Source organism: Rhizobium glycinendophyticum, assembly GCF_006443685.1.
Classification (GTDB): Bacteria; Pseudomonadota; Alphaproteobacteria; order Rhizobiales; family Rhizobiaceae; genus Allorhizobium; species Allorhizobium glycinendophyticum.
Map to the genome: position 1 here is coordinate 2718052 of NZ_VFYP01000001.1, position 23883 is coordinate 2741934.

24 protein-coding genes are annotated in these 23883 nt (G+C 62.2%); 12 read left to right on the plus strand and 12 right to left on the minus strand.

What is annotated here, in order from left to right:
• Nucleotides 1-5: 5 nt before the first annotated feature.
• Together aac(6') and bglA are read right to left on the minus strand one after the other, a co-directional pair.
• The gene (gene aac(6'), locus FJQ55_RS13285; protein ID WP_140828533.1) at nt 6-458 is read right to left on the minus strand and encodes an aminoglycoside 6'-N-acetyltransferase; all 453 of its coding nucleotides are present in this window, start codon (nt 456-458) and stop codon (nt 6-8) included.
• Nucleotides 455-2116, minus strand: a complete 1662-nt coding sequence (gene bglA, locus FJQ55_RS13290; RefSeq protein ID WP_140828534.1) for a beta-galactosidase BglA — start codon at nt 2114-2116, stop codon at nt 455-457. The genes aac(6') and bglA overlap by 4 nt, the downstream gene beginning before the upstream one ends.
• A gap of 180 nt (nt 2117-2296) precedes the next feature.
• Between bglA and FJQ55_RS13295 the strand changes: the two genes are divergently transcribed.
• Nucleotides 2297-3397, plus strand: coding sequence for a glycosyltransferase family 4 protein (locus FJQ55_RS13295; protein WP_140828536.1), 1101 nt, complete (start codon nt 2297-2299; stop codon nt 3395-3397).
• A 9-nt stretch (nt 3398-3406) separates the two neighbouring features.
• On the opposite strand, the gene der is transcribed toward FJQ55_RS13295, so the two are convergent.
• The 3 genes from der to FJQ55_RS13310 form a co-directional block, all read right to left on the minus strand.
• Entirely contained in the window at nt 3407-4831 is a 1425-nt protein-coding gene (gene der, locus FJQ55_RS13300) for a ribosome biogenesis GTPase Der (RefSeq protein WP_140828537.1), read from the minus strand.
• 36 nt (nt 4832-4867) lie between these two features.
• A complete protein-coding gene (locus tag FJQ55_RS13305) occupies nt 4868-5539 on the minus strand; it encodes a tetratricopeptide repeat protein (protein ID WP_140828538.1) in 672 nt (223 codons plus the stop codon).
• A gap of 106 nt (nt 5540-5645) precedes the next feature.
• A complete protein-coding gene (locus tag FJQ55_RS13310; RefSeq protein ID WP_140828540.1) occupies nt 5646-6224 on the minus strand; it encodes an NnrU family protein in 579 nt (192 codons plus the stop codon).
• A gap of 127 nt (nt 6225-6351) precedes the next feature.
• Between FJQ55_RS13310 and FJQ55_RS13315 the strand changes: the two genes are divergently transcribed.
• Complete coding sequence (locus FJQ55_RS13315; RefSeq protein ID WP_140828541.1) at nt 6352-7368, plus strand: polysaccharide deacetylase family protein; 1017 nt, start codon at nt 6352-6354, stop codon at nt 7366-7368.
• 80 nt (nt 7369-7448) lie between these two features.
• Here FJQ55_RS13315 and sbmA read toward each other — a convergent pair whose 3' ends face one another.
• From sbmA to FJQ55_RS13330, 3 genes are all read right to left on the minus strand, one after another.
• Nucleotides 7449-8720: a peptide antibiotic transporter SbmA gene (gene sbmA, locus FJQ55_RS13320; protein WP_140828542.1), complete on the minus strand. Its 1272-nt coding sequence runs from the start codon at nt 8718-8720 to the stop codon at nt 7449-7451.
• Nucleotides 8721-8879: 159 nt separating this feature from the next.
• On the minus strand, nt 8880-9257 hold the full coding sequence (locus FJQ55_RS13325; RefSeq protein WP_140828544.1) for an HVO_A0114 family putative DNA-binding protein: 378 nt from the start codon (nt 9255-9257) through the stop codon (nt 8880-8882).
• The gene (locus FJQ55_RS13330) at nt 9254-9520 is read right to left on the minus strand and encodes a toxin-antitoxin system TumE family protein (RefSeq protein ID WP_246085099.1); all 267 of its coding nucleotides are present in this window, start codon (nt 9518-9520) and stop codon (nt 9254-9256) included. Before FJQ55_RS13330 ends, FJQ55_RS13325 begins: the two co-directional genes overlap by 4 nt.
• Before the next feature lie 147 nt (nt 9521-9667).
• On the opposite strand from FJQ55_RS13330, the gene FJQ55_RS13335 reads away from it, so the two are divergent.
• Nucleotides 9668-9904, plus strand: a complete 237-nt coding sequence (locus tag FJQ55_RS13335) for a hypothetical protein (protein WP_140828547.1) — start codon at nt 9668-9670, stop codon at nt 9902-9904.
• Nucleotides 9905-9934: 30 nt separating this feature from the next.
• On the opposite strand, the gene map is transcribed toward FJQ55_RS13335, so the two are convergent.
• Nucleotides 9935-10687 (minus strand): type I methionyl aminopeptidase, encoded by a 753-nt coding sequence (gene map, locus FJQ55_RS13340; protein WP_140828548.1) that lies wholly within the window; start codon nt 10685-10687, stop codon nt 9935-9937.
• Nucleotides 10688-10751: 64 nt separating this feature from the next.
• Nucleotides 10752-11798, minus strand: coding sequence for an LLM class flavin-dependent oxidoreductase (locus FJQ55_RS13345; protein ID WP_140828549.1), 1047 nt, complete (start codon nt 11796-11798; stop codon nt 10752-10754).
• Between the two features lie 250 nt (nt 11799-12048).
• Between FJQ55_RS13345 and FJQ55_RS13350 the strand changes: the two genes are divergently transcribed.
• From FJQ55_RS13350 to xdhB, 3 genes are all read left to right on the plus strand, one after another.
• Nucleotides 12049-12822: a 3-hydroxybutyrate dehydrogenase gene (locus tag FJQ55_RS13350; protein ID WP_140828551.1), complete on the plus strand. Its 774-nt coding sequence runs from the start codon at nt 12049-12051 to the stop codon at nt 12820-12822.
• A 90-nt stretch (nt 12823-12912) separates the two neighbouring features.
• Nucleotides 12913-14385, plus strand: coding sequence for a xanthine dehydrogenase small subunit (gene xdhA / locus FJQ55_RS13355; RefSeq protein WP_140828552.1), 1473 nt, complete (start codon nt 12913-12915; stop codon nt 14383-14385).
• Between the two features lie 363 nt (nt 14386-14748).
• Nucleotides 14749-17085, plus strand: a complete 2337-nt coding sequence (gene xdhB, locus FJQ55_RS13365; protein ID WP_140828553.1) for a xanthine dehydrogenase molybdopterin binding subunit — start codon at nt 14749-14751, stop codon at nt 17083-17085.
• Nucleotides 17086-17089: 4 nt separating this feature from the next.
• Here xdhB and FJQ55_RS13370 read toward each other — a convergent pair whose 3' ends face one another.
• Entirely contained in the window at nt 17090-17974 is an 885-nt protein-coding gene (locus FJQ55_RS13370; RefSeq protein ID WP_140828555.1) for a hypothetical protein, read from the minus strand.
• Nucleotides 17975-18110: 136 nt separating this feature from the next.
• Here FJQ55_RS13370 and xdhC point away from each other — a divergent pair, with 136 nt between their 5' ends.
• Nucleotides 18111-18911: a xanthine dehydrogenase accessory protein XdhC gene (gene xdhC / locus FJQ55_RS13375; protein WP_140829289.1), complete on the plus strand. Its 801-nt coding sequence runs from the start codon at nt 18111-18113 to the stop codon at nt 18909-18911.
• Between the two features lie 69 nt (nt 18912-18980).
• Here the strand turns inward: xdhC and FJQ55_RS13380 are convergent, their stop codons facing one another.
• Nucleotides 18981-19211 (minus strand): hypothetical protein, encoded by a 231-nt coding sequence (locus tag FJQ55_RS13380; RefSeq protein ID WP_140828557.1) that lies wholly within the window; start codon nt 19209-19211, stop codon nt 18981-18983.
• 111 nt (nt 19212-19322) lie between these two features.
• Between FJQ55_RS13380 and FJQ55_RS13385 the strand changes: the two genes are divergently transcribed.
• The 5 genes from FJQ55_RS13385 (at nt 19323) to FJQ55_RS13405 (ending at nt 23833) form a co-directional block, all read left to right on the plus strand.
• On the plus strand, nt 19323-20240 hold the full coding sequence (locus FJQ55_RS13385) for a LysR substrate-binding domain-containing protein (protein WP_167507705.1): 918 nt from the start codon (nt 19323-19325) through the stop codon (nt 20238-20240).
• A gap of 163 nt (nt 20241-20403) precedes the next feature.
• Nucleotides 20404-21636 (plus strand): urate hydroxylase PuuD, encoded by a 1233-nt coding sequence (gene puuD / locus FJQ55_RS13390; protein WP_140828562.1) that lies wholly within the window; start codon nt 20404-20406, stop codon nt 21634-21636.
• Nucleotides 21636-22952 carry a guanine deaminase gene (gene guaD / locus FJQ55_RS13395; protein WP_140828564.1) on the plus strand — a complete coding sequence of 439 codons (1317 nt, stop codon included), beginning with the start codon at nt 21636-21638 and terminating at the stop codon, nt 22950-22952. The genes puuD and guaD overlap by 1 nt, the downstream gene beginning before the upstream one ends.
• A 7-nt stretch (nt 22953-22959) precedes the next feature.
• The gene (locus tag FJQ55_RS13400; RefSeq protein WP_140828566.1) at nt 22960-23382 is read left to right on the plus strand and encodes a hypothetical protein; all 423 of its coding nucleotides are present in this window, start codon (nt 22960-22962) and stop codon (nt 23380-23382) included.
• 16 nt (nt 23383-23398) lie between these two features.
• A complete protein-coding gene (locus tag FJQ55_RS13405; RefSeq protein ID WP_140828568.1) occupies nt 23399-23833 on the plus strand; it encodes a potassium channel family protein in 435 nt (144 codons plus the stop codon).
• Nucleotides 23834-23883 lie beyond the last annotated feature (50 nt).

The window sequence follows — 23883 nt, forward strand, 5'->3', positions numbered from 1 at the left end:
GGCGGTTATAGCGGTCGACGGAAATAGACGACCCGCTGGGTCTCCTCGAAACCGAGCGCTTCGTGCATCGCATGAGAGGCGGAGTTACCGATATCGGCGTCGGACGCGATTTCGCGCACTCCCTTGGATCGCGCCCAGTCACAGACGGCGGAAGTCAACGCCCGCGCGATACCCTGCCGCCTGAGGGCGGGAGCGACGACGATCCCCTCCAGAAAGGCAACCGGCGAGGTCTCGCAGCCGTTCACATAATCGGAACGCAAACTTGCCTCGGCCAATCCCACCGCCTGACCGGCGCCATCGAAACAAAGGAAGGCGACAAGCCTGTCAGGCTCTGCAAGTGCAGCCTCGACTTCCTCGCGATGGCCATCGGGCGAAAGATGCGGCCACAGACTGTGGCGCAGGGATCCCCAGCCGTCGAGATCCGCAGCACCTGCCACGCGCACCAGCCACCTCGTCATGTTACCCTCGCGCAAAATCCGTCGAGCAGGCCGAGCCGGATATCGCCGTCCACCAATTGTCCGCTCAAGCCCGGCATGGGGATCGCCTCCCGGACGGTCATGCCGTGCGGCAGGGCGATCTCCTGCGGACCACGCCTCAGATTGAAGACGAAAAGCAGTTGCTCTTCCCCCTTCTTGCGGGTGAAGGCGAGCACGTCCTCGTTGGTGGCAAGAAAATGCATATCGCCGTCGATCAGGGCCGGATGCTGTTTTCGGAAGGCGAGCACCGCCCGATAATGGGCGAGGACCGAGGACTTGTCCTTCTCCTGCGCGTCGACGGCCAGCCCCCCATGCTCCTTCGGCACCGGCAGCCAGGGTTTGCCGCTCGAAAAGCCCGCCTGCGCCTTGGCCCTCTCCCAAACCATCGGCGTGCGGCACCCGTCCCGCCCCTTGAAGGCCGGCCAGAAGCGGATGCCGTAGGGGTCGCGCAGATCCTCGAAGGCGAGTTCTGCTTCCGGCAGGCCGAGCTCCTCGCCCTGATAGAGGCAGATAGACCCCCGAAGCGTGGCGAGCACCGAGATCGCGAGCTTGGCGACGGCCACCCGTTCCTCCGGCTTGTCGATGAAACGGCTGACATGGCGGGTCACGTCATGGTTCGAAAAGGCCCAGCAGACCCAGCCATCCTTCACCTGTTTCTGAAAACTCTCGACACAGTGGCGGATATGGCTCGGGGTGAAATCCGGCCCCAGCAGGTCAAAGGTGTAGCACATATGCAGCTTGTCGCCGCCGGAGGTATAGGCAGCGACCGTCTTCAGCGAGCGCGCCCCGTCGCCCACTTCGCCAACAGTCGTGCGATCCTCGTACTGGTCGAGCAGCGCCCGGAACCGCTTCAGGAACTCGATATTCTCCGGCTGGGTCTTGTCATAGAGATGGCTCTGCATGCCGTAGGGATTGACGTCGGGCGCGTCGAGGCCTGCATCGTCGCTGTCAGGCATGTGCGGCGGATTATCCCTCAGTTCCTTGTCGTGGAAATAGTAGTTCACTGTATCGAGGCGGAAGCCGTCAACGCCCCGGTCGAGCCAGAACTTGACCGCATCCAGCACCGCGTCCTGGACCTCGCGATTGTGGAAATTGAGGTCCGGCTGCGAGGCTAGAAAGTTATGCATGTAATACTGCTTGCGCACCCCGTCCCATTCCCAAGCGGGACCGCCGAAGACCGAGAGCCAGTTGTTGGGCGCGGTCCCGTCGGGTTTGGCGGCGGCCCAGACGAACCAGTCGGCTTTGGCATTGTCGCGGCTGGTCCGGCTCTCCTTGAACCACGGATGCTGGTCCGAGGTGTGCGAGATCACCTGGTCAATGATCACCTTCAGCCCCAGCCGCTTCGCCTCTGCCATCATCGCATCGAAATCGGCAAGCGTGCCGAACATCGGGTCGACATCGCAGTAATCAGACACGTCGTAGCCCATGTCGGCCTGAGGTGAGGTGAAGAAGGGTGAGAGCCAGATCGCATCCACACCCAGCGAAGCAATGTAAGGCAGCCGCGCGATGATGCCCTTGATGTCGCCGATCCCGTCGCCGTCTGTATCCTGGAAAGAGCGCGGGTAGACCTGATAGATCACGGCACCCCGCCACCAGTTGGAAGAACTCGGGCGGAGAGATTTCGCGGCGGCTTTGGCCATGGCACGTCCTTTGCGGGAATCGGGATGGAGGTTCAGGCAACCCCCTTGCGGGGTGAATGTCAAACAAGACAAAGCCTAGACTGACATGCGGCTGTAATGTTCCGGTCGCATAAGGCCTTGTCACGACACTTGCAGGATGAGCGCCAAGTCCATGGGGTGATTCCGAAATCGAGCGGCCCCATGTCGATGCCCATGCAAAGCCTCGCCCCATCCAGACTGACCATCGTCACCGATGCCTGGCACCCGCAGGTGAACGGCGTCGTCCGCTCGATCGAGACGACCAATCGCGAACTGAAGACAATGGGCGTCGAGGTTTCGATGGTGACGCCCGAGCACTTCGCCAGCTTCCCGATGCCGACATACCCGGAAATCCGCCTGTCGCTCGCTTGGCCGGGTCAGGTCGGGCGGATGATCGCAGCCCAGCGCCCGGACTATGTCCACATCGCAACCGAAGGCCCGCTCGGCCTGATGGCCCGCCGCTGGTGCCTGAAAAATGGCCAGCCCTTCTCGACCAGCTATCACACCCGTTTTCCCGAATATGTCGCCGCCCGCCTGCCGGTCCCTCTGACCTGGCTCTATGCCTATGTGCGCTGGTTCCACAACCGCGGCGGCGCCTGCATGGTGGCAACCGAAAGCCTGCGCCGCGAACTGACAGCACGCGGCATCAAGAACCTCAGCCTCTGGAGCCGCGGCATCGACACGACGCTGTTTCGCCCGCGCGACAAGACGGAGAAGCCTTTCGGCTTGGCACGCCCGATCTTCATGACGGTCGGTCGCGTTGCCGTGGAAAAGAACCTGCCGGCCTTCCTCGATCTTGACCTGCCTGGCTCGAAGGTCGTGGTGGGCGACGGCCCCGCGCGCGCCGAACTGCAGGCGCGGTACCCGAATGTGCATTTCACCGGCATGTTGCATGGCGAGGCACTGGCAGAAACCTATGCGCAGGCAGACGTCTTCGTCTTTCCGTCGAAGACTGACACCTTCGGCAACACCATCCTGGAAGCGCTCGCCTCCGGCGTGCCGGTCGCCGCCTATCCGGTGACGGGGCCGATCGACATCATCCCGGCAGGCTCAAACGCCGGTGCCTTGAACCACGACCTGCAAATCGCCTGCATCGCAGCCCTGCAGGCTTCACCCGAAAGCGCCCGCAGACTGGCAGAGACCTATTCCTGGAAGGCCGCGACCGAGCAGTTTTTCGACAACGTTGTTGAAGCCAAGGAGCAGCGCCGCAAGCGGGGCTTGCGTGCCCGCTTCGGCACACGGCCGGCCGATCTCACCGGCTGAGAAACGAAGTCAGCGCTTGCGCTTGCGGTTCTCGAACGGGTTTTCCCCCGCCTTGAAATGGATGCGGATCGGCACGCCCGGCATCTGGAAATCGGCGCGTAGACCATTGGTCAGGTAACGGATATAGCTTTCCGGCAGGGCGTCGGGTCGCGTGCAGGAAATCATGAAGGCCGGCGGGCGGGCCTTGACCTGCGTCATGTATTTGAGCTTCAGGCGGCGGCCCGAGACTGCCGGCGGCGGATGCTGCGTCTGCACGGCATCGAGCCAGCGGTTGAGCTTGGCGGTCGAAATGCGCTTGTTCCACACCTTGTCGGTGTCGACGATGTTCTGCATGAGCTTGTCCAGCCCATAGCCCGTCTGGCCGGAGATCGGCACGGCACGGATGCCGCGCGCCTGGGGCAGAAGACGCTCGGTCTTTTCGCGCAGATCGGCGAGAACCGCCTGCTGGTCTTCGACCAGATCCCACTTGTTGAAGGCAAGCACGGCGGCGCGCCCTTCGCGCAGCACGAAGTCGACGATCTGCAGATCCTGCTTCTCGAACGGAATGGTCGCGTCGAAGACGATGACGACCGTTTCGGCGAAACGCACGGCACGCAGGGTGTCGGCGACCGAGAGCTTTTCGAGCTTTTCCTGCACGCGCGCCTTGCGGCGCATGCCGGCGGTGTCGAACATCTTGATGGTACGGCCGCGCCAGTCCCATTCAACCGAGATCGAATCGCGGGTAATGCCGGCTTCGGGTCCGGTCAGCAGACGGTCTTCGCCGAGAAAGCGGTTGATCAGCGTCGACTTGCCGGCATTCGGACGGCCGACGATTGCCACGCGCAGCGGCTTGCTGTCGTCGTATTCCGGCTCGAACTCCTCGTCCTCGCCATCCTCGTCGGTGGCACTCAGAACGACGTCGGTTTCTGCCTCGTCGTCCGGCTCCGGGAAGGCGCGCTCCTCGCCGATCGCCTCGACGATGGCGTCGCGCAGGTCGATCATGCCCTGGCCGTGTTCGGCCGAGATCGGCACGGGTTCGCCGAGCCCCAGCGTATAGGCATCGTAGAAACCGCTGTCCGAACCACGGGCTTCCGACTTGTTGGCGACCAGCACGACCGGCTTGCCGCGCCGACGCAGCATTTCGGCGAGCGTCTGGTCGACCGGAGTCAGGCCGAACTTGGCATCGACGACGAAGAGCGACAGATCCGCCTCGTCGATCGCCGCTTCCGTCTGGGCGCGCATGCGGCCTTCGAGCGTATCGGCGCCTGCCTCTTCGAGACCGGCGGTATCGATGATGGTGAAACGCAGGTCCACGAGCTTGGCATCACCCGGGCGGCGGTCGCGGGTCACGCCCGGGGTATCATCGACGAGCGCCAGCTTCTTTCCGACCAGACGGTTGAAAAGCGTGGACTTGCCGACATTCGGACGACCGACGATGGCAACGGTGAAACTCATGGAACACTAGCTTTCCGACCCTTCTGGGCCTTGTTGTTACGGCGCCTTGCCGGACGCCTTGATGTTGTCGAGCATCATCTGGGCGCGGGCCGAGGTGTTGCGCGGGGTTTCCGCGTCTTCCGTGATCTGCTCGAACCATTCGCGGGCGCGCACCATGTCGCCGGCCTTGTATGCGGCGAGGCCGAGTGCTTCGCGGGCGGCGTGACGCATAGCATTGGACGGCGTCGCCATGGCTTCGACTTCCGCCGAGACCTGCTCATAGGTGCCGGTATCAACCATCAGCCAGGCAGCACGAACGCGTGCCGCGTTGCGCACGGCTTCCGGCACGTCATTGTCATCGGCGATCGTCTTGAAGGCAGCGATTGCGCCCGCCGGATCACCCTTCTCGGCCAGAACCGAAGCGCCACGGAAGCGAGCGAGGACGCCGTAAGCGCCGTAGCCATCTTTCTCGAGTGCCTGAAGGGCGGCTTCCGCCTCGTCGCGCTTGCCTTCGTCGGCGAGCTTGAGGGCCGCGAGGAACTGGTCGCCGGCACCCGAGGCCTGGGTGGAGTTCCAGTGATCCCAGAGCCTGTGGCCGGCCGTGCCGACGACGATCAGAACCGCAACGCCGATGATGATGCGGCTATAGCGTTTCCAGGCATTGCGCACCTGATCGGAGCGAAGCTCTTCGTTGACTTCGCGGATAAAGCTGTCGTTCTGGTCAACCATTCATACCCCCGGCAGCGCCGGCCTTTCCATGCAATCTCATGCGTGAGCGGCCTTCTAGCCGATTTTTGTCCGCTTGTAAGGGGAAAACCGCGAAAAGCCAGCGGCCTCACATCGGCAGCGGCGCAACCCCGATCAACAACTCGTGCAGCTTGAAGGTGATCAGCGCCCAGACGACGAGACCGACGACCACGGCAATGGCGTCGAAACGCGCCGAAACGAAGGGCCGCAGCACCAGATCGCCAGCCCGGACACGGCGCTTGTAGTTGATCCGGAGCACCACGCCCCAGGCGAGCAGCGCACCGAACAACAGGATTGAGGCAAGATCGCCGTTAGCCAGAAGATGGGCCGCCGCCCAGATCTTGATCGACAGCACGATCGGATGCTTGGTCTTGGTCGCGATATGCCCGGCCGGCAGGAAACCGGCAACCAGACAGATCATCGCAATCAGCATCAGCGTGATGGTCAGGTGGTTCATGCCCATGGGAGGGAACCAGACATTGACGAAGGGCGCCGTGGCATATCCCCAAATCAGCACCACCAGCGACAGGAGGCTGAGGATGGAGTTGATCACGCGCCAGCCGGTCTCGCCGAAGCGCTCGATCATCGACAGGCGAAAGCCCGGCGCGACGACGCGGATCAGATGGGTGGCGAGAAACAGGATGATGCCGAGAATGAGAAGCGTCATGGCGAAAACCTTTCAGGTCGTGTTGTCAAAAGCCTTACTGGTACGCCGCTCGAATATCCAGCCTGTTCAAAGCTTCGCCGCATTTGGATGACACCCAGCCCCCTTGTTGATGACCGGGTGTTTGCCGATGTTTCGTTCCCTGATGGCCATTTCCCTTGCCTTGACCGCCACGACGGCGCTCTCCGGAGAGCCGGCCCCTGCGGCAATAAGTGCGGGCGAGACAAGGCCGAAACAGATCCTGATGATCTCCTTCGACGGCGCACATGACAACAAGCTGTGGAAGCGCAGCCGCGACATCGCGAGGCGCGCCAACGCCCATTTCACCTATTTCCTCTCTTGCGCCACGCTGATCCCGCGCGAGCGGGCGAGCGACTACAAGGCGCCGGGCATCAAGGCCGGGCGCTCCAATATCGGCTTTGCCCAGACGGTGGACGAGGTCGCGACGCGCCTCGACAACATCTGGAGCGCGCACGAGGAAGGTCACGAAATCGCCAGCCACACCTGCGGCCACTTCGATGGCAAGGACTGGACCAAGGATCAGTGGCTAACAGAATTCGAGAGCTTTGACCGCGGGCTGGCCGGCGCCTGGAAGGACAACGGCCTGGGCGACCGGGAACCGCAGGGATGGGCGGACTTCGTCACATCCGGCATCACCGGCTTCCGCGCGCCTTATCTCTCCGCTCCCGACAGTCTCTATGACGCCGAGCGCGAACACGGCTATCGTTACGATGCGAGCCTCGTGACCCACGACCCGGCCCCGCCGCGTAAAGAGGATGGGCTGATCCGCTTTGGCCTGCCCTTGATCCCCGAAGGACCGGAGAACCGCCGCATCATCGCCATGGACTACAACCTCTTCATCCGCCATTCCGGCGGCATTGACCACCCGTCCAAGGGCGACGAATTCGCCGAACGCAGCTACAAGGCCTTCAAGACCGCCTTCGAAACCCAGTACAACGGCGACCGCATGCCGCTGCAGATCGGCCTGCACTTCGTCACGATGAACGGCGGCGCCTATTGGGCGGCGATGGAGCGGCTGGTGGCCGAAGTCTGCCCGAAGCCGGATGTCGCCTGCGTCACCTATTCGGAGGCGCTGGAGATGCTGGGCAAGGATGGTGGCGCGAAGTCGGGAACAGGCGAGATGTGACGGTTCGTTCAGACAGATAACAAAAGGCCGCGCTGGCTTGCCGGGCGCGACCTTGTGTATTTGATCTGATCTTCAGCGCCTCAGGTTGGCTTGTCCGCAGCAACCTCTCCAGCAACGGCCTCCCGCTCCAGATAGCGCTGGTCTATTTCCGGCAAAGGCTCGTCGTCGATCGCCGCCTCGAAGGCCTTGAGGCGCTTGTGGATCGACAGAAGCTCGATGATCGTCGTCCAGGAATTGACCAGATACTGGAACGAATTCGAGACCTGCCCGAAGGCGGTCGCGATCTGCTGATAGATGCCATAGGTGATCTTGCCCGCGACGATAGTCGGCACCAGCACGATCAGCAGGAAGATCGCATCAGCCTGCATGTAGAAATAACGGGCGACGTTGAAATAGAGGTAGTGGAAGTACAGCGTGAAATAGTTGACCCGGACGTTATTGTAGAGTTCCTTGACGGTCGCTGGCTGCGCGCGATCCGCATGGTCTTCGCCGTAGACGAGCTCCTTGCGATAGGCGGCCTCCACACGCTGGTTGCGGAAGTTGAGACCCGGCAGCCGGATACCGGCAACCGCCAGCAGGATCGTGCCGAAAGCAGACCAGAAGATCGCCAGCCAGAACAGCGCATGTGGCACTTCGCCGATGATCGGCAGCTCGCTGACGTAACCCGACAGCGAAAACAGGATCGGCAGGAAGACGATCAGAGTCATCACTGCATTGATGAGCGAAATGCCGAGCCCTTCCAGCGTCGAGGAGAACCGCATCGTATCTTCCTGCACGCGCTGCGAGGCACCTTCGATATGCCGGACCTTCTCCCATCTGGACATGTAGAAGTCGTTCATCGCCGTACGCCAGCGGAAGATGTAGTGGCTGGTGAAGAAGTCGGTCACGATCGAGATCGCCATGCTGACGAAGACGATCTTCGCGAACACGATCTGCAGGCTGTAGAAGTCCCACACGGTGATGCCCGGCTGCTTCGAGAGCGCGTTCTGCAGCAGATCACCGAAGGGGCGGCGGAAATTGTTGATGACGACCGAAACCTGCACGCCGAAATAGACCGCCGCGATGATGAACAGCGATCCCCATATCGACCAGATCTTCCAAGGGTGATCCTTGGCGAGAAGCGTCCAGACCCCACCGAAAGCGACCATGCACAAGAGGAAGTAGGCGTAGAAGTACAGGTTCGACGGAAGAGCGAAGAAGCTCAGGTCGAACGGCTCGGTCTCCGGGTGCACATAACCCAGGCTGTTGCCGAGTTCCTGGACCCCGAAGTACCAGGCCAGAACGCAGACGAAGGTGAAGATGACGGCTGATGTGAAGAACAGCTTGGGCCGGGGGAAGAAGGAATGAAACACGCGGAAAACCTTCGTGTGGGAGAAGTCATGTCGATCGCGTTGAAACCTATGGCACAGGCTGCAACGCGGCAACAGCATCGCCAAATTGTGGCGGAATTACCCCCGCAATAATTACAGGTTCGCAAGGATCGGCCGGCGGGCGTTCACCCATTGCAAGCGTCAGGCGGCCGCACCCCGCAAAACGAAATCAGCTTCGATCTCGTCAAAAGGCACAAACACCTTGGAGGCCGCGTCCTTCTCGACCAGACCCCACTCGACCAAAACGCTTACATCCTCATGCACACGCTTAACATCACGCTCCAGTGCCCGGGCAAGGCCCCGGATGGTGGACGGTCCGAGCGTCTGCAGGCGTTCAATGAGCTCCCAACGTTTGGGAGACAGGATCGAGAACAGTTGAGCCGGCGAGGAAAATGTCAGGACCGTGGAGTGGGGCGCTGCTTCGCCAGTCTTCCACACGCCCACAAAGCGGGAAGCCATGGCCTCGACCTGGGCCATCACATCTGCTGCACGTCGGATCTGAATGACTGCTTTTTTCATTGTCTCAGCCTCATTCTCACTTCGTCCATGAAGTCGGCGACCAGCCGATCGACATCCCTGAATTCGTAAGGCATCTCCAGGCCATCGATATGTCGGTGATCGCCCTTGCCGCGCTCGTTGTCGAAGCAGACGATCCTCGAACCGTCTCGGCCGAAATAAAGCCTGTATTTATAGTCGTGTTTGCTACCGACAACTGGCCTGGGAACGCTCCAGATCACCATCTCAATGATCGAACCGTCCTCAAGAACAAGCTTTTCATGCATCAGCTTTGTCGCTCGCATGTTGGCATAATTGCCAACACATCAAATTTTGTCAAGGAAATGCCGTCCGGGAAGCGCTGCCCTAAGCTCCCTTGCCTCCCGGCCAAAAATCGCTAGGGAAGTCGCAAAGCTTTTTTTCAGGAGTGCCCCATGAGCGATCTCAGCCTGCAGCAGGCCATCGACAACATCTACACCTCGCTGAACAACGACAACGAGGACATCGACCTGCACATTGCCGCCCTGAAGGCAGCGATGGCCAAGGAAGGGGTGAAGGAAGCCGTGTTCGAGCCGGGCAAGCTGGCGCAGTCGAACCGCCAGGGCCGCAAGATCATGCAGTCCTATTTCAAGAAAAAGGGCGTCGCCGTCGCCTTTTCCAAGTCCGAATAAGGCTTCCGACGAGAGGCGAAAACGCTCGCCTTAGTCGGCGAGCGTCAGAACCAACGGCCCATTCTTCGTCACCACGATCGTGTGTTCGAACTGGACGGTCGGCGCCGGCGGATCGCTGTAGAGCGTCCAGGCATCCTTGTCGCCGTCCTCCGCCCAATGGCCGCCGAGCGAGAGAAACGGCTCGACGGTAAAGACCAGCCCCTCCTCCATGATCCGGGTTTCGTCCGGATCCGGCCAGGTCGACAATTCCTTCGGCTCTTCGTGCAGCGAGCGACCGACGCCGTGGCTGGCGAGATTGGTGATCAGCGTATAGCGGTTCTTGCGAGCAAAAGCGCCGATGGAATTGCCAATATCGGCCATCGGCCTCCCGGTCTTCACTTGATTGAGGCCCACCCAGAGCGCCCGCTTGCCGTCGCGCAGCAACCGTTCCTGCTTCGCCGTGCCCGGCGGCACGATGAAGGACTGGCCGGTATCGCCGAAATAGCCGAGCTTTTCCGCCGACACGTCGATATTGACGAGGTCACCCGCCTTGATCACCCGGTCGCCCGGAATGCCATGGGCGATTTCTTCATTGACCGAGATGCAGGTGGCACCCGGAAACTGATAACAGAGTTCCGGTGCGGATTGCGCGCCGTTGTCTTCGAGAACCTTGCGGCCAATCAGATCGAGTTCACGCGTCGTGATCCCCGGCTCGAGCGCCGCCGCCATCACCTTGACGGCCGTGGCGCAGATCCGCCCGATATCTTTCAGACGGACGAGGTCCTCTTCGGTTTCAACGATCATCAGGGGTCCTCGCAGGCTTCAGGGCGCCGGTCCTCGGGGCCGTCGCCCCTGGCACGGTCGCTGCTTACGCAGCCGACGCCTTCTCCGTCAACGCCTTCCGAACCAGCGGCGCGACTTTTGTTCCGAAGAGTTCGATCCCGCGCATGATTTCCTTGTGCGGCATCGGCCCGATCGCCATCTGCAGCAGGAAGCGGTCGTTCTTGAAGATGCCGTGCATGGCGACGATCTTTTCGGCGACCGTCTCGGGATCGCCGACGAAGAGCGCGCCGCGCGGACCGCGCGAGGCATCGAACTGCGCCCGGTTGGTCGGCCCCCAGCCGCGCTCCCGGCCGATCCGGTCCATCACCACCGCCTGCGGCGCATAGAAGATGTCGGCGGCCGACTGGGTCGTGTCATGGATGAAACCGTGCACGTTGATCGAGGTCTGGAGCGTCGCGGGATCGACGCCGGCCTTCGCCGCACTCTGGCGGTAGAGATCGAAGAAGGGCGCAAAGCGATGCGGCTCGCCGCCGATGATGGCGAGCGCCAGCGGCAGTCCGAGATAACCGGCACGTGCCGCCGACTGCGGCGTGCCGCCAATCGCGATCCACAGCGGCAGAAGCTCCTGCAGCGGACGCGGATAGACGCCCCGCGCTTGGATGGGCTTGCGGGTCTGGCCTTCCCAGGTCACCACTTCGTTTTCGCGGATTTCCATCAAGAGCTGCAGCTTTTCGGCAAAGAGCAGGTCGTAGTCCTCAAGGTCATAGCCAAACAGCGGGAAGCTCTCGATGAAGGAGCCGCGCCCGACCATCAGTTCCGTGCGCCCGCCGGAGAGCAGATCGACCGTCGCATATTGCTGGAAGACGCGGACCGGATCGTCCGACGAGAGCACCGAAACGGCGCTGGTCAGCCGGATGTTCTTGGTCTGCACGGCAGCGGCCGCAAGGATCGTCGCCGGCGACGAGGCCATGTAGTCAGGGCGATGATGTTCGCCGAGACCGAAGACATCGAGCCCCACCTCGTCGGCAAGCTTGATCTCGGCCAGCAACTCGTCGACCCGCCGCTTGGCTTCCGCCCCCTTGTTGGCGGCATTGGGATCGACGTCGGCGAAGGTGTAGAGACCGAGTTCCATGACATTGCTCCGCTGGTAAGCTGTTTCGTCTGACATAGCGATTATGCCGGTGGTGGCAAAGTCCCCTCCATCGAACAGTGTGTCACGCCTGGTTCTTCTCCCGCCCTCTCCGCAACAAGCCCTCTGCCCGGCCTTTACTGCACCGCAGTAAAACGGCCGTTGCACAAGAACTTCCTTTGGGACTAGGCTCAGGCTGGCGGGACATTCAGGGCCGGGTTTCACCGGCATGCGTCAAACAGGAATCAGTCTGATGAAAAGAACAGTTGTCGTCACCGGCTCCACCAGCGGCATCGGCCTCGGGATCGCCCGCGCCTTTGCCGCCGAAGGCGCCAACATCGTGATCAACGGCTTCGGTGATGCCGCCGAAATCGAAAAGGTCCGCCAGTCACTGGAAACATCCGGCGGCAAGGCGATCTATCATGCCGCCGACATGTCGAAGCCGGCCGAGATCGCCGATCTGATCGCTACCGCCGAGCGCGAGTTCGGCGGCATCGACGTGCTCGTCAACAATGCCGGCATCCAACATGTCGCGCCGGTCGAGGAATTCCCGATCGAGAAATGGGACCTGATCATTGCGATCAACATGTCGAGCGCCTTCCACACGATTCGCGCCGCCATTCCCGGCATGAAGGCGAAAAAGAAGGGCCGCATCATCAACATTGCCTCGGCCCACGGCCTCGTCGCCTCCCCTTTCAAGTCTGCCTATGTGACCGCCAAGCACGGCGTTCTCGGCCTGACCAAGACGGTAGCGCTGGAGACGGCCCGCGACGGCATCACGGTGAACGCGATCTGCCCGGGTTACGTCCTGACGCCCCTGGTCGAAAAGCAGATCCCCGACACCGCCAAGGCACGCGGCATCTCCGAGGATCAGGTCAAGAACGACGTGATGCTGCATCTGCAGGCGACCAAGGAATTCGTCGGCATCGACCAGGTCGCAGCGCTCGCGATTTATCTGGCGAGCGATGCGGCCGCTCAGGTAACCGGGACCTCGATCTCGATTGATGGGGGCTGGACTGCACAATAGACTTGAAAGATAGAGCTGCGCCGCCCACCATCACAAGTCGGGCGACGCAGCCGCGTCCGGCAGCCGGACATTGAGGGACAAGACTTTTTCATGGCAGACAGCATTCGTTTCATCCTGAACGGCGAAGACGTCGCCCTTTCCAGCCTCGATCCGACCGAGACGCTGCTCGACTTCCTGCGCCTGAAACGCCGGCTGACAGGCTCCAAGGAAGGCTGCGCGGAAGGCGATTGCGGTGCCTGCACGGTGCTGGTCGGCCGTCTCGTCGATGGCCGGCTGAGTTATGAAACGGTCAATGCCTGCATCCGCTTCGTCGGTTCGCTGAACGCCACCCATGTGGTAACCGTCGAGCATCTGGCGGCAAAAGACGGCACGCTGCATCCCGTGCAGCAGGCCATGGTCGACTGTCACGGCTCGCAATGCGGCTTCTGCACCCCCGGCTTCGTTATGTCTCTCTACGGGCTTTGGCTGACCTCCGAGAACCCGAGCCGGGCCGAAATCGAGCGTGCGCTGCAAGGCAATCTCTGTCGCTGCACGGGTTACGAACCGATCGTCAAGGCGGCCGAACAGGTCGGTCATGTCAGGCCGTCGGCCCTCTTCGACCCACTGGAACGCGAGCGCGCCAACATCATCGCGCGGCTGGGAGAAATCTCGACCCGCGAGACGATCGCGATCACGGGACCCGATGGCCGCAGGCTCGTCGTGCCCGGCAGCGTCGAGGGACTGGCCGAAACGCTCGCCGCCCATCCCAAGGCCACGGTCGTCGCGGGTGCCACCGATGTCGGTCTCTGGGTCACCAAGCAGATGCGCGTGCTCGATCCTGTCGTCTTCATCAACCACCTCGAAGATTTGCAGCAAATCTCGGTGACAGCAGACGGCATCATGCTCGGCGCCGGCGTCAGCTACACCAGCGCCTTCGAGGTTCTACGCCAGGAAATACCGGCCTTCGGTCGTCTGATCGAACGTATCGGTGGCCAGCAGGTACGCAATATGGGCACGATCGGCGGCAATGTCGCCAACGGCTCGCCAATCGGCGACTCACCCCCGGCCCTGATCGCGCTCTCCGCCACCGTCACCCTGCGCTCCGCCAAGGGCGCCCGCACCATGCCGATCGAGGACTATTTCATCGACTACGGCAAACAGGACCGCCAGCCGGGCGAATTCGTCGAAAGCCTGTTCGTGCCGCGCCCGAAGGCGGCAAGCCACGTGGCGGTCTACAAGATCACCAAGCGCCGCGACGAGGACATCTCTGCGCTGTGCGGCGCCTTCCACCTCGAAACCGATGCGGCTGGTCTCGTCACCCACATCCGCATCGCCTTCGGCGGCATGGCTGGCACGCCGAAGCGCGCACGGTCGGTCGAGGCCGCGCTCTACGGCAAGCCCTTTACGCAAGGCACCGTCGAGGCCGCCCGCGACGCCTTCGACCTCGACTACAAGCCGCTCACCGACTGGCGCGCCACGGCGGACTATCGCCAGCTGACGGCGAAGAACCTGCTGACACGGTTCTTCCTGGAGGTGTCGGGCACCCCGCAGGAACTGCAGCGCTTTGCGGTGGAGGAGGCGTGATGAGATCGGCTTTGCTCTTGGGTTACCCCCCTCTGCCCTGCCGGGCATCTCCCCCTCAAGGGGGGAGATCGGCAAGACGATTACACTCGCCCAGATCAAGGGTCGCAATTGCCGCAGCCAACAGCTTGATGGAAGGGCAGAACGGCTGCCGCGCGTCGATCTCCCCCCTTGAGGGGGAGATGTCCGGCAGGACAGAGGGGGGTGATCTTGCGGTCTCAAGGCCCCTCACCCTGACCCTCTCCCCGCAAGCGGGGAGAGGGGAAAGCCACCCGACGGCATCCGCGTCTCTCCTTCTCCCCGCCTGCGGGGAGAAGGTGGCCGGCAGGCCGGATGAGGGGCAGCACGAAACACATGGAGGCCTTCATGGATAAGGCGACCTACGAGACGACGAAATACATCAAGGGGCCGATGCACCAGTCGCTGCGGCATGATTCAGCGCACAAGCATGTCGCCGGAAGTGCCGAATATATCGACGATATTCCCGAACCCGCAGGCCTGTTGCACGGCGCGCTCGGCATGGCGGATCGCGCCCATGCCGAGATCCTGTCGATCGATCTTTCGGCGGTGAAGGCCTATCCGGGTGTCGTGGACGTTCTGACGGCTGACGATATCACCGGCGTCAACGATGTCTCCTCCGGCGGCCGACACGACGAGCCGCTGATCGCAACCGACAGGGTCGAATTCCACGGCCAGACCATTTTCGCAGTCATCGCTGAGACCCGCGACGTGGCGCGGAAAGCGGCCCGCCTCGCCAAGGTCGAGTATCGCGACCTGCCCTTCTGGACCGACATCGACGGCGCGCTGGAGAATGGCGCGCCGCTCGTCACCCCGGGTATGACGCTGAAGCGGGGCACGCCGGAAACCGAGCTCGACAAGGCAAAGCATCGCATCAAGAGCTCGATGCGCATCGGCGGCCAAGAGCATTTTTACCTCGAAAGCCATATCGCGCTCGCCCTTCCCGGCGAAGACGACGACGTCACCGTCTGGTCCTCCACCCAGCACCCCTCAGAAATCCAGCACATCGTCGGCCATGTGCTCGACATTCCCTCCAATGCGATCACCGTCAACACGCGCCGCATGGGCGGCGGCTTCGGCGGCAAGGAAACGCAGGGCAACCAATTTGCAGCCCTTGCGGCGCTGGCCGCCAAGAAGCTGAAGCGCGCCGTCAAATTCCGCCCCGACCGCGACGAGGACATGGGCGTCACCGGCAAGCGCCACGACTTCAGGATGGATTTCGACGTCGCCTTCGACGATGACGGAAAGATCCACGCGATCGAGGCCAATTTCGCCGCCCGCTGCGGTTACTCGTCCGATCTCTCCGGCCCGGTCACCGACCGCGCGCTCTTCCATGCCGATTCCAGCTATTTCTATCCGCATGTGAAGCTGACCTCGCAGCCCTTGAAAACCCACACAGTCTCCAACACCGCCTATCGTGGATTCGGCGGCCCTCAAGGCATGTTGGGTGGAGAACGGGTGATCGAAGAGATTGCCTATGCGCTGGGCAAGGACCCGCTTGAGGTCCGCAAGGTCAATTTCTATGGCGAAAAGGGTTCAGGGCGAGACGTGACCCCCTACCACCAGCAGGTGGACGACAACATCATCCTGAAGGTCGTCGAGGAACTGGAAGCCTCGGTCGATTATCAGGCGCGCCGCCAGGCGATCATCGACTTCAACAAGACGAGCCCTGTCATAAAGAAGGGCATTGCGCTCACCCCGGTGAAGTTCGGCATCTCCTTCACCATGACCGCCTATAACCAGGCGGGCGCGCTCGTCCATATCTATCAGGACGGCTCAATCCATCTGAACCACGGCGGCACCGAGATGGGTCAGGGCCTCTATACCAAGGTCGCCCAGGTCGTCGCCGATTGTTTCCAGGTCGACGTCGACACGGTGAAGATCACGGCGACGACGACGGCCAAGGTTCCGAACACGTCTGCCACCGCCGCCTCCTCCGGCTCGGACCTGAACGGCATGGCAGCATGGGATGCCGCGCGCCAGATCAAGGAACGGCTGATCGCCTTTGCCGCCGAGAAATACGGCGTTCCCGCCTCGGAGGTCGAGTTCCTGCCGAACCGGGTGCGCGTCGGCGACCAGATCTTCTCCTTCGGCGAGTTTGCAAAGCTTGCCTATCTCGCCCGCGTCCAGCTCTCGGCTGCCGGCTTCTACAAAACGCCCAAAATCCACTGGGACCGCGCTGCAGGGCGCGGCACGCCCTTCTACTATTACGCTTATGGCGCCGCCTGCACCGAGGTCTCGATCGACACGCTGACCGGCGAATATCTGATGGAGCGCACCGACATTCTCCATGATGTCGGCAAATCGCTGAACCCTGTTATCGACATCGGCCAGATCGAAGGCGGCTTCGTCCAGGGCATGGGCTGGTTGACGACGGAAGAGCTCTGGTGGGACGGCAAGGGGCGGCTTCGCACCCACGCTCCCTCCACCTACAAGATCCCGCTCGCTTCGGACCGGCCGAAGATCTTCAACACCAAGCTCGTGCCCTGGTCGGAAAACACCGAACCCACCATCGGCCGCTCCAAGGCCGTCGGCGAGCCGCCCTTCATGCTGGCGATCTCGGTTCTGGAGGCCCTGTCGATGGCAGTCGCTTCGGTGGCCGATTACCGCATCTGCCCGAGGCTCGATGCGCCGGCCACGCCGGAACGGGTGTTGATGGCGGTGGAGCGGTTGAAGCGGGCGTGATGGATCAGCGTGTTGCGGCCCGCAGTAGATAAAGAAAGGCTGCGAGGATCAGCACCGGCAGAACCAGCAGTTTGACCAGATAGGCCGTCGCGATGCCGATTGAGGCGGTGAAGAGGTCCGCTGAGATCGCCACGCCATCCTGGATCACCTGCGCATTCGCCGCCGCCGTTTCCGCCATGTCCGAAGCGGCCTGCAGCGTGCCGGTAAACGCGGAGCCGAGGCGGTCGAACATGCCGTCTTCTGCCGGCGGGATGCGATCGGTGGGCGACAGGGTTTGCGCGGGCGGCACCACGTCCACGTCTGCACTGGCCAAATCCTGCTGCCCCCGCATGCGGTCGAACACCTCGGTTGCGTTGGTCCAGGCTCGGTCGGTGATCGCGTCACCGGCGTAAAAGGCAATCGTGTACGAGGCCGGCAGCAGAACGGCACCCAGCAGACCAAGAACGAAGACCGCCTTCGTCAGGCGAGACAGCAAGGGCGGCACCTGACGTGCGGTCAGGATCAGCCCCGCTGAAAACAGCGCGCAGGCGCCGAGTGCTACCGAAGCGACCTTGGCGACCGGCACGAGCACGAGCGACAGAATACCGGAGACGATGGCGAGGCCGAAAAGGAGATCGACGAGCCGCTCGATGGTATTGATGACCGGCTGCAGCAATTGTCCGGGGCTTGCGGTCACCGAGGCGACACCTACGCCGCCTGAAATATCGGCGTCGCGGGCGACACTCATCACGGAATTGGCCACCCGCAGCGTCCCATAGAGCGCACCGCTGCCGACCATCACGTCACGGCTGAAGCGGGCGGCAATATCGGCGAGCGGATTGACGAGGAACAGCGTCACGGCAAAGCAGGCGACGAGCAACCAGATGATCAGGCCCTGCGTTCTGGTCATGTAAACCCCCATGTGTTTCGGGCGAAACCATAACACGTCGGGCATGTTACAGGCGCTGTGAAACCTTTGTCGGATAAACCGAAAGCCGCGCTGTCCAGTTCCCCCTTGAGAATGCTAGGATTGCCGCATCATGAGCCTGACCACCCTCCCCGCCTTCCTCAAAACCCACCCCAACGCCGTTCTCGTCGAAGTCGCCGAGACCAGGGGATCGACCCCGCGCGAGGCCGGGACGTTGATGCTGGTATCCGGAACCAGCCTCTGGGGCACGGTCGGTGGCGGCCATCTGGAGTTCATGGCGATCGAACACGCCCGCAAGCAGCTGGCTGGCGAAACGGTGTCGGAGACGCTGGACGTGCCGCTCGGGCCCGAGATCGGCCAGTGCTGCGGTGGTCGCACGATCCTGTCGTTTCGTGTCGTCGATCAGGCCCTTGTTGCCGAACTCACGCAACGCCTGGCAAGCGAACGTGCGGCATTCCCCGACGTCATGGTTTTCGGCGCCGGCCATGTCGGCCTGGCACTCGCCCAGGCGCTGGCACCCCTTCCCTTGAAGGTCACCTTGATCGACACGCGCACCGAAATCGACGGCGACGTGCCCGCCGGCATCACCTTCCGCCGTGTGGCGATGCCGGAGGCCGAGGTGGCGAAGGTCAGGCCCGGCGGCGCCGTCGTCATCCTGACCCACGACCATGCATTGGATTTCCTGATCGGCAGGCAAGCGCTTGCCCGAACCGATCTCGCCTATGTCGGCATGATCGGCTCCAAGACCAAACGCGCCACCTTCGCCTCCTTCCTCGATCGCGAGGGCGCCCAGCGCTCGGCGATGGAGCGCCTGACGCTGCCGATCGGTGGCAATGCGGTGAAGGACAAGCGCCCGGCCGTGATCGCGGCCATGGTTGCGGCGGAACTGCTCGGCGTGCTGCTCGGCTCCCGGAGCTGAATCAGTCTCTCAAGCGCTGGAATCACATTGCCAGCACATGTCGGCAAACCACTGATCCTAAACTCGTTTTCAGAACGGACCGGGACGGAGATAGTCCGTCAAACCACGGCGATGCCGCCAGAGATCGCTGCGCGGATCGGACGATGATGTCGGTTTCTCGATGCCGATATCCTTCAGGAGCTCCTCGGGAACGTCATCGATATGGGGCAGTTGCTGGCGTCGATGCGACCGGGTCACTCCGGACCACAGGATCGACACAAGCCTGTCGAACGGCAAAATTCTACGGATCGCGGACACCATGTCTGCCTCCACGCAGGTTCAATTTGTCGGTTTCTGATGCTCCTTTTGTGCCTGCAGTTGCGGCGGCAATCCAATTCAATTACGCTGCCTGTGCATAAAGAAAGCTTATCCATGAAACTGTCGAAACAGCTTCCTCTCAATGCCTTGCGCGTCTTCGAAGCTGTTGCGCGGCTTGAGAGTTTTACGCGTGCCGGCGAAGAACTCGGCATGAGCCAGACGGCGGTGAGCTATCAGATCAAGCTCTTGGAAGGACATGTCGGCGAGGCGCTTTTCCTGCGCAGGCCGCGCCGCATTTCGCTGAGCGAAGCCGGAGAGCGGCTCTTGCCGAAGGTCACCGAAGGTTTCGAGCTGCTGCGCGAGGCGCTGGCCGATCTGCGCAACACGGCCGACGGCACGCTGATCATCCACGCCACCGCCACCTTCGCCTCGCAATGGCTGGCCCGCCACCTCGGCCTTTTCCAGCTGAATAATCCCGGCATTGCCGTCCGGCTCGAGACCTCGCAGGAGGTGATCGATTTCAGTCGGACGGAGGCCGATCTCGCCATCCGCAGCGGCAAGGGCAACTGGCCGGGTCTGCGCGCGCACTTCGTCATGCACAATCATTTCACGCCGATGCTGAGCCCGAAGCTCGCCGACAGCATCGGCGGCGTTCGCGAACCGCTCGACCTTTTGAAGCTGCGCATCATCGACCCGTCCGACCCCTGGTGGCGCATCTGGTTCACGGCGGCCGGCTATCCGGATGTCGAACTCGACACGCACCAGCGCACCCGCCTCGGCGCTCAGTCCTTCGAAGCGGCCGCCGCTGTTGCAGGCCATGGCATCGCCATCCTGCGGCCTGAATTCTATCCGGAAGAGATCGCCTCGGGCGCACTGATCCAGCCATTCGAACTCACCTGCGAAGACGGATCGCATTATTGGCTGGTGTATCCCGAAGCACGCCGCAATGCCGGCAAGATCCGGGCTTTCCGCGAATTCCTGCGCAGCGCTCTGCCGAGCTTCGAGGCGATGCCGGCAGGCGCAAAGAGCTGAGGCGCATCCGCCGGGCGCTGCCGAGGCGCCGCCCAAATCCGTGTCGAGGCCGAACGCTGAAAACTTCCCGTGCAGCTTTTGCTGCAGTGCGTCCTTTCCGCTTTCCTTCCCGCGGAATTTTTCGCAATGTCGATCCAACAGGGGAACATGAAAGACTTATCAGATGTATGAATACGCGATCGCCTGGGAATGGCTGTCCTTCGCCGTCCGCTGGCTGCATGTGATCACGGCCATCGCCTGGATCGGCTCGTCCTTCTATTTCATCGCGCTGGATCTCGGCCTGGTGAAGCGCCCGGGACTGCCAGTCGGCGCCTATGGCGAGGAGTGGCAGGTCCATGGCGGCGGCTTCTATCACATCCAGAAATACCTGGTCGCGCCCGCCTCGATGCCGGAGCATCTGACCTGGTTCAAATGGGAAAGCTATGCCACCTGGCTCTCCGGTTTTGCCATGCTGGCCGTGGTCTATTACGGCGGCGCCGATCTCTTTCTGATCGACCGCTCGGTGCTGGAACTCGCACCCTGGCAGGCGATCTGTCTGTCATTGGCGTCACTCGCCATCGGCTGGATCCTCTATGATCTCCTGTGCAAGTCGCCGCTCGGCAAAAACACCTGGGGCCTGATGGCGCTGCTATATATCGTGCTGATCGCCATGGCCTGGGGCTATACGCAGATCTTCACCGGCCGCGCCGCCTTCCTGCATCTGGGCGCCTTCACCGCCACCATCATGTCGGCCAATGTCTTCTTCATCATCATTCCGAACCAGAAGATCGTCGTTGCCGACCTGATCGCGGGGCGCACGCCCGATCCGAAATACGGCGTGATCGCCAAGCAGCGCTCGCTGCACAACAATTATCTGACGCTGCCCGTCATCTTCTTCATGCTGTCGAACCACTATCCGCTGGCCTTTGCCACGCAGTTCAACTGGATCATCGCAGCTCTCGTCTTCCTGATGGGCGTCACCATCCGCCACTGGTTCAACACCACGCATGCCCGCAAGGGGCAACCGACCTGGACCTGGCTGGTAACGGTCGTCATCTTCATCGTCATCATGTGGCTCTCCACCGTGCCAAAGGTGCTGACCGGCGAGGAGGAACAGGCGAGCCTCTCGCCGCGGCAACAGACCTTTGTCGAGAATGGCCATTTCGAAGCCGTGCGCGATGTCGTACAGGGGCGCTGTTCGATGTGCCATGCGGCCGAACCCGTCTGGGAAGGCATCGCGCGCGCACCGAAGAACGTGAAGCTTGAGACGGACGGCGAAATTGCCGCCCATGCCCATGAAATCTACATCCAGGCCGGCCGCAGCCATGCCATGCCGCCTGGAAACATCACCGAAATCTCGCCCGAAGAGCGCAAGCTGCTCGTCGCCTGGTACGAGACGACGGTCGAAGGCAAGTGATGACAACAGAGACCCTGATCCGCGGCCGCCTGCTCTCCTTCCGTCGTGCCCCTGAGGATGCCGGTGACCGGGAAAGCTATCTCTATGAGGAGGATGGCGCGCTGCTGGTCCACGATGGCAAGATTGCGAGCGTCGGCGCTTACGCAGAGGTGAAGCCCAAGGCCGGCGTTGAGGCAACCGAGATCGACCATCGCCCGCATCTGATCCTGCCCGGCCTGATCGACTGCCACGTGCATTTCCCGCAGATGCAGGTGATCGCCTCCTATGCCGCCAATCTGCTGGAATGGCTGAACACCTACACCTTCCCCGAGGAATGCCGCTTCGTCGAAACGGCCCATGCCGAGCGGATCGCCACGCAGTTCTTCGACGAATTCCTGCGCCAGGGCACGACCACGGCGGTGGCCTATTGCTCCGTGCACAAGGCCTCTGCCGATGCCTTCTTTGCCGAAAGCCTGAAGCGCGGCACGCTGATGATCGGCGGCAAGGTGATGATGGACCGCAATGCGCCGCAGGGACTGCTCGACACGCCGCAGCTCGGCTACGACGAGACCCGCGCCGTCATTGAGCAATGGCATGGCAAGGGCCGCAACCACGTCGCCATCACCCCTCGCTTCGCCATCACCTCGACGCCCGAACAGATGGCAATGACGCAGACGCTGGCGGAGGAATTCCCCGACTTGCATATCCAGACGCATCTCTCGGAAAACCACGACGAGATCCGCTATACCTGCGAGCTCTATCCGGACGCCAAGGACTATACGGACATCTATGCCCGTTATGGCCTGCTGCGGAAAAAGGCGCTCTTCGGCCATGCGATCCACCTGTCGGACCGCGAAGCCGATGCCATGGCAGAAAGCGGGGCGGTCGCCGTCCATTGCCCGACCTCGAACCTCTTCCTCGGATCCGGCCTATTCCCGCTGAAAGCGATCAAGCGGCGCGAAAAGCCCGTGACCGTCGCGGTCGCCACCGATATCGGCGGCGGTTCCAGCTATTCCATGTTCAAGACCATGGACGAGGCCTACAAGATCCAGCAGCTGCTCGGCGAACGGATGAACCCGCTGGAAAGCTTCTACCATATGACGCTCGGCAACGCGGTCGCACTCGACCTCGCCGACAGGATCGGCACGCTGGACGAAGGCACGGATGCCGATATCGTGGTGCTGAATGCTGCCGCCACCCCGGCCATGCGACTGAGGATGGAAACGGTGACGTCGCTTTCGGAAGAACTCTTCCTCTTGCAGACGCTCGGCGACGATCGGTCGGTGGTCGAAACCTATGTGGCGGGCAAGGCATCGAAGCCAGGCGCGGAGGCATGAGACGGTCATGAGCGAAAGCGGCTATTCCGGCACCCCTCTTCCGAAAAAGCTCGGATTGAAGCCGGACATGGCCGCCCTCTTCATCGCCCTGCCCGACAGCCTCTCCCACCTGGCCGAAGAGGTCCCCGGCGCCCTCCAGGCGACCGACCTGGTGTCGGCAAATGCGTCGGGCCTCGACTACGCCCATGTTTTCGAGACCTCGCGCACCGCGCTCGAGGAGCATGCACTCCGCCTCAAGGCCATGCTCAAACCTGCGGGCGTGCTGTGGATTTCCTGGCCGAAAAAGGCCTCGAAAATGCCGACGACGATCACCGAAGATGTGCTGCGGGAAGTCTTCCGGCCGACGGGGCTGGTGGATGTGAAGGTCTGCGCCGTCGACGAGATCTGGTCGGGGCTGAAATTCGTGCTGCGCAAGGAGTTGCGCCTGTGATGGCAAGAGGCTCGTCATGCTGATCAGCAACCTCGCCCTCGGCACGCTGATGATCTCGCTGACGGTGGTCATCCACACCTTCGGCCTGATTGCCGTCACCCATGCTATGAGCTTCGTCACGGACCGAACCCGGCTGCACGGGCACCGCAGCCGGATGCTGGCGATGAACACGGTCGTCATCGGCGTCTTTGCTGTGTTGACGGCGGAAGTCTGGCTCTGGGCCGCCGCCTACAGCCTGATCGGCGTGGTCGACGATTTCGAGACGGCCCTCTATTTCTCGACCATTACCTTCTCGACCGTCGGCTATGGCGACGTCGTACCCCATCCCGAATGGCGCATGTTTGCCGCCCTCGAAGGCGTCAACGGCTTCCTGCTGATCGGCTGGTCGACGGCCTATCTCATCGCCGCGGGCATGCGTGTCGGCCCCTTCAAGTCGGGTGAGCATTTCTGAAGGACGTCGACAGCAAGGCCAGGCTCGCATTCCGCAAGCCGGATTGACAT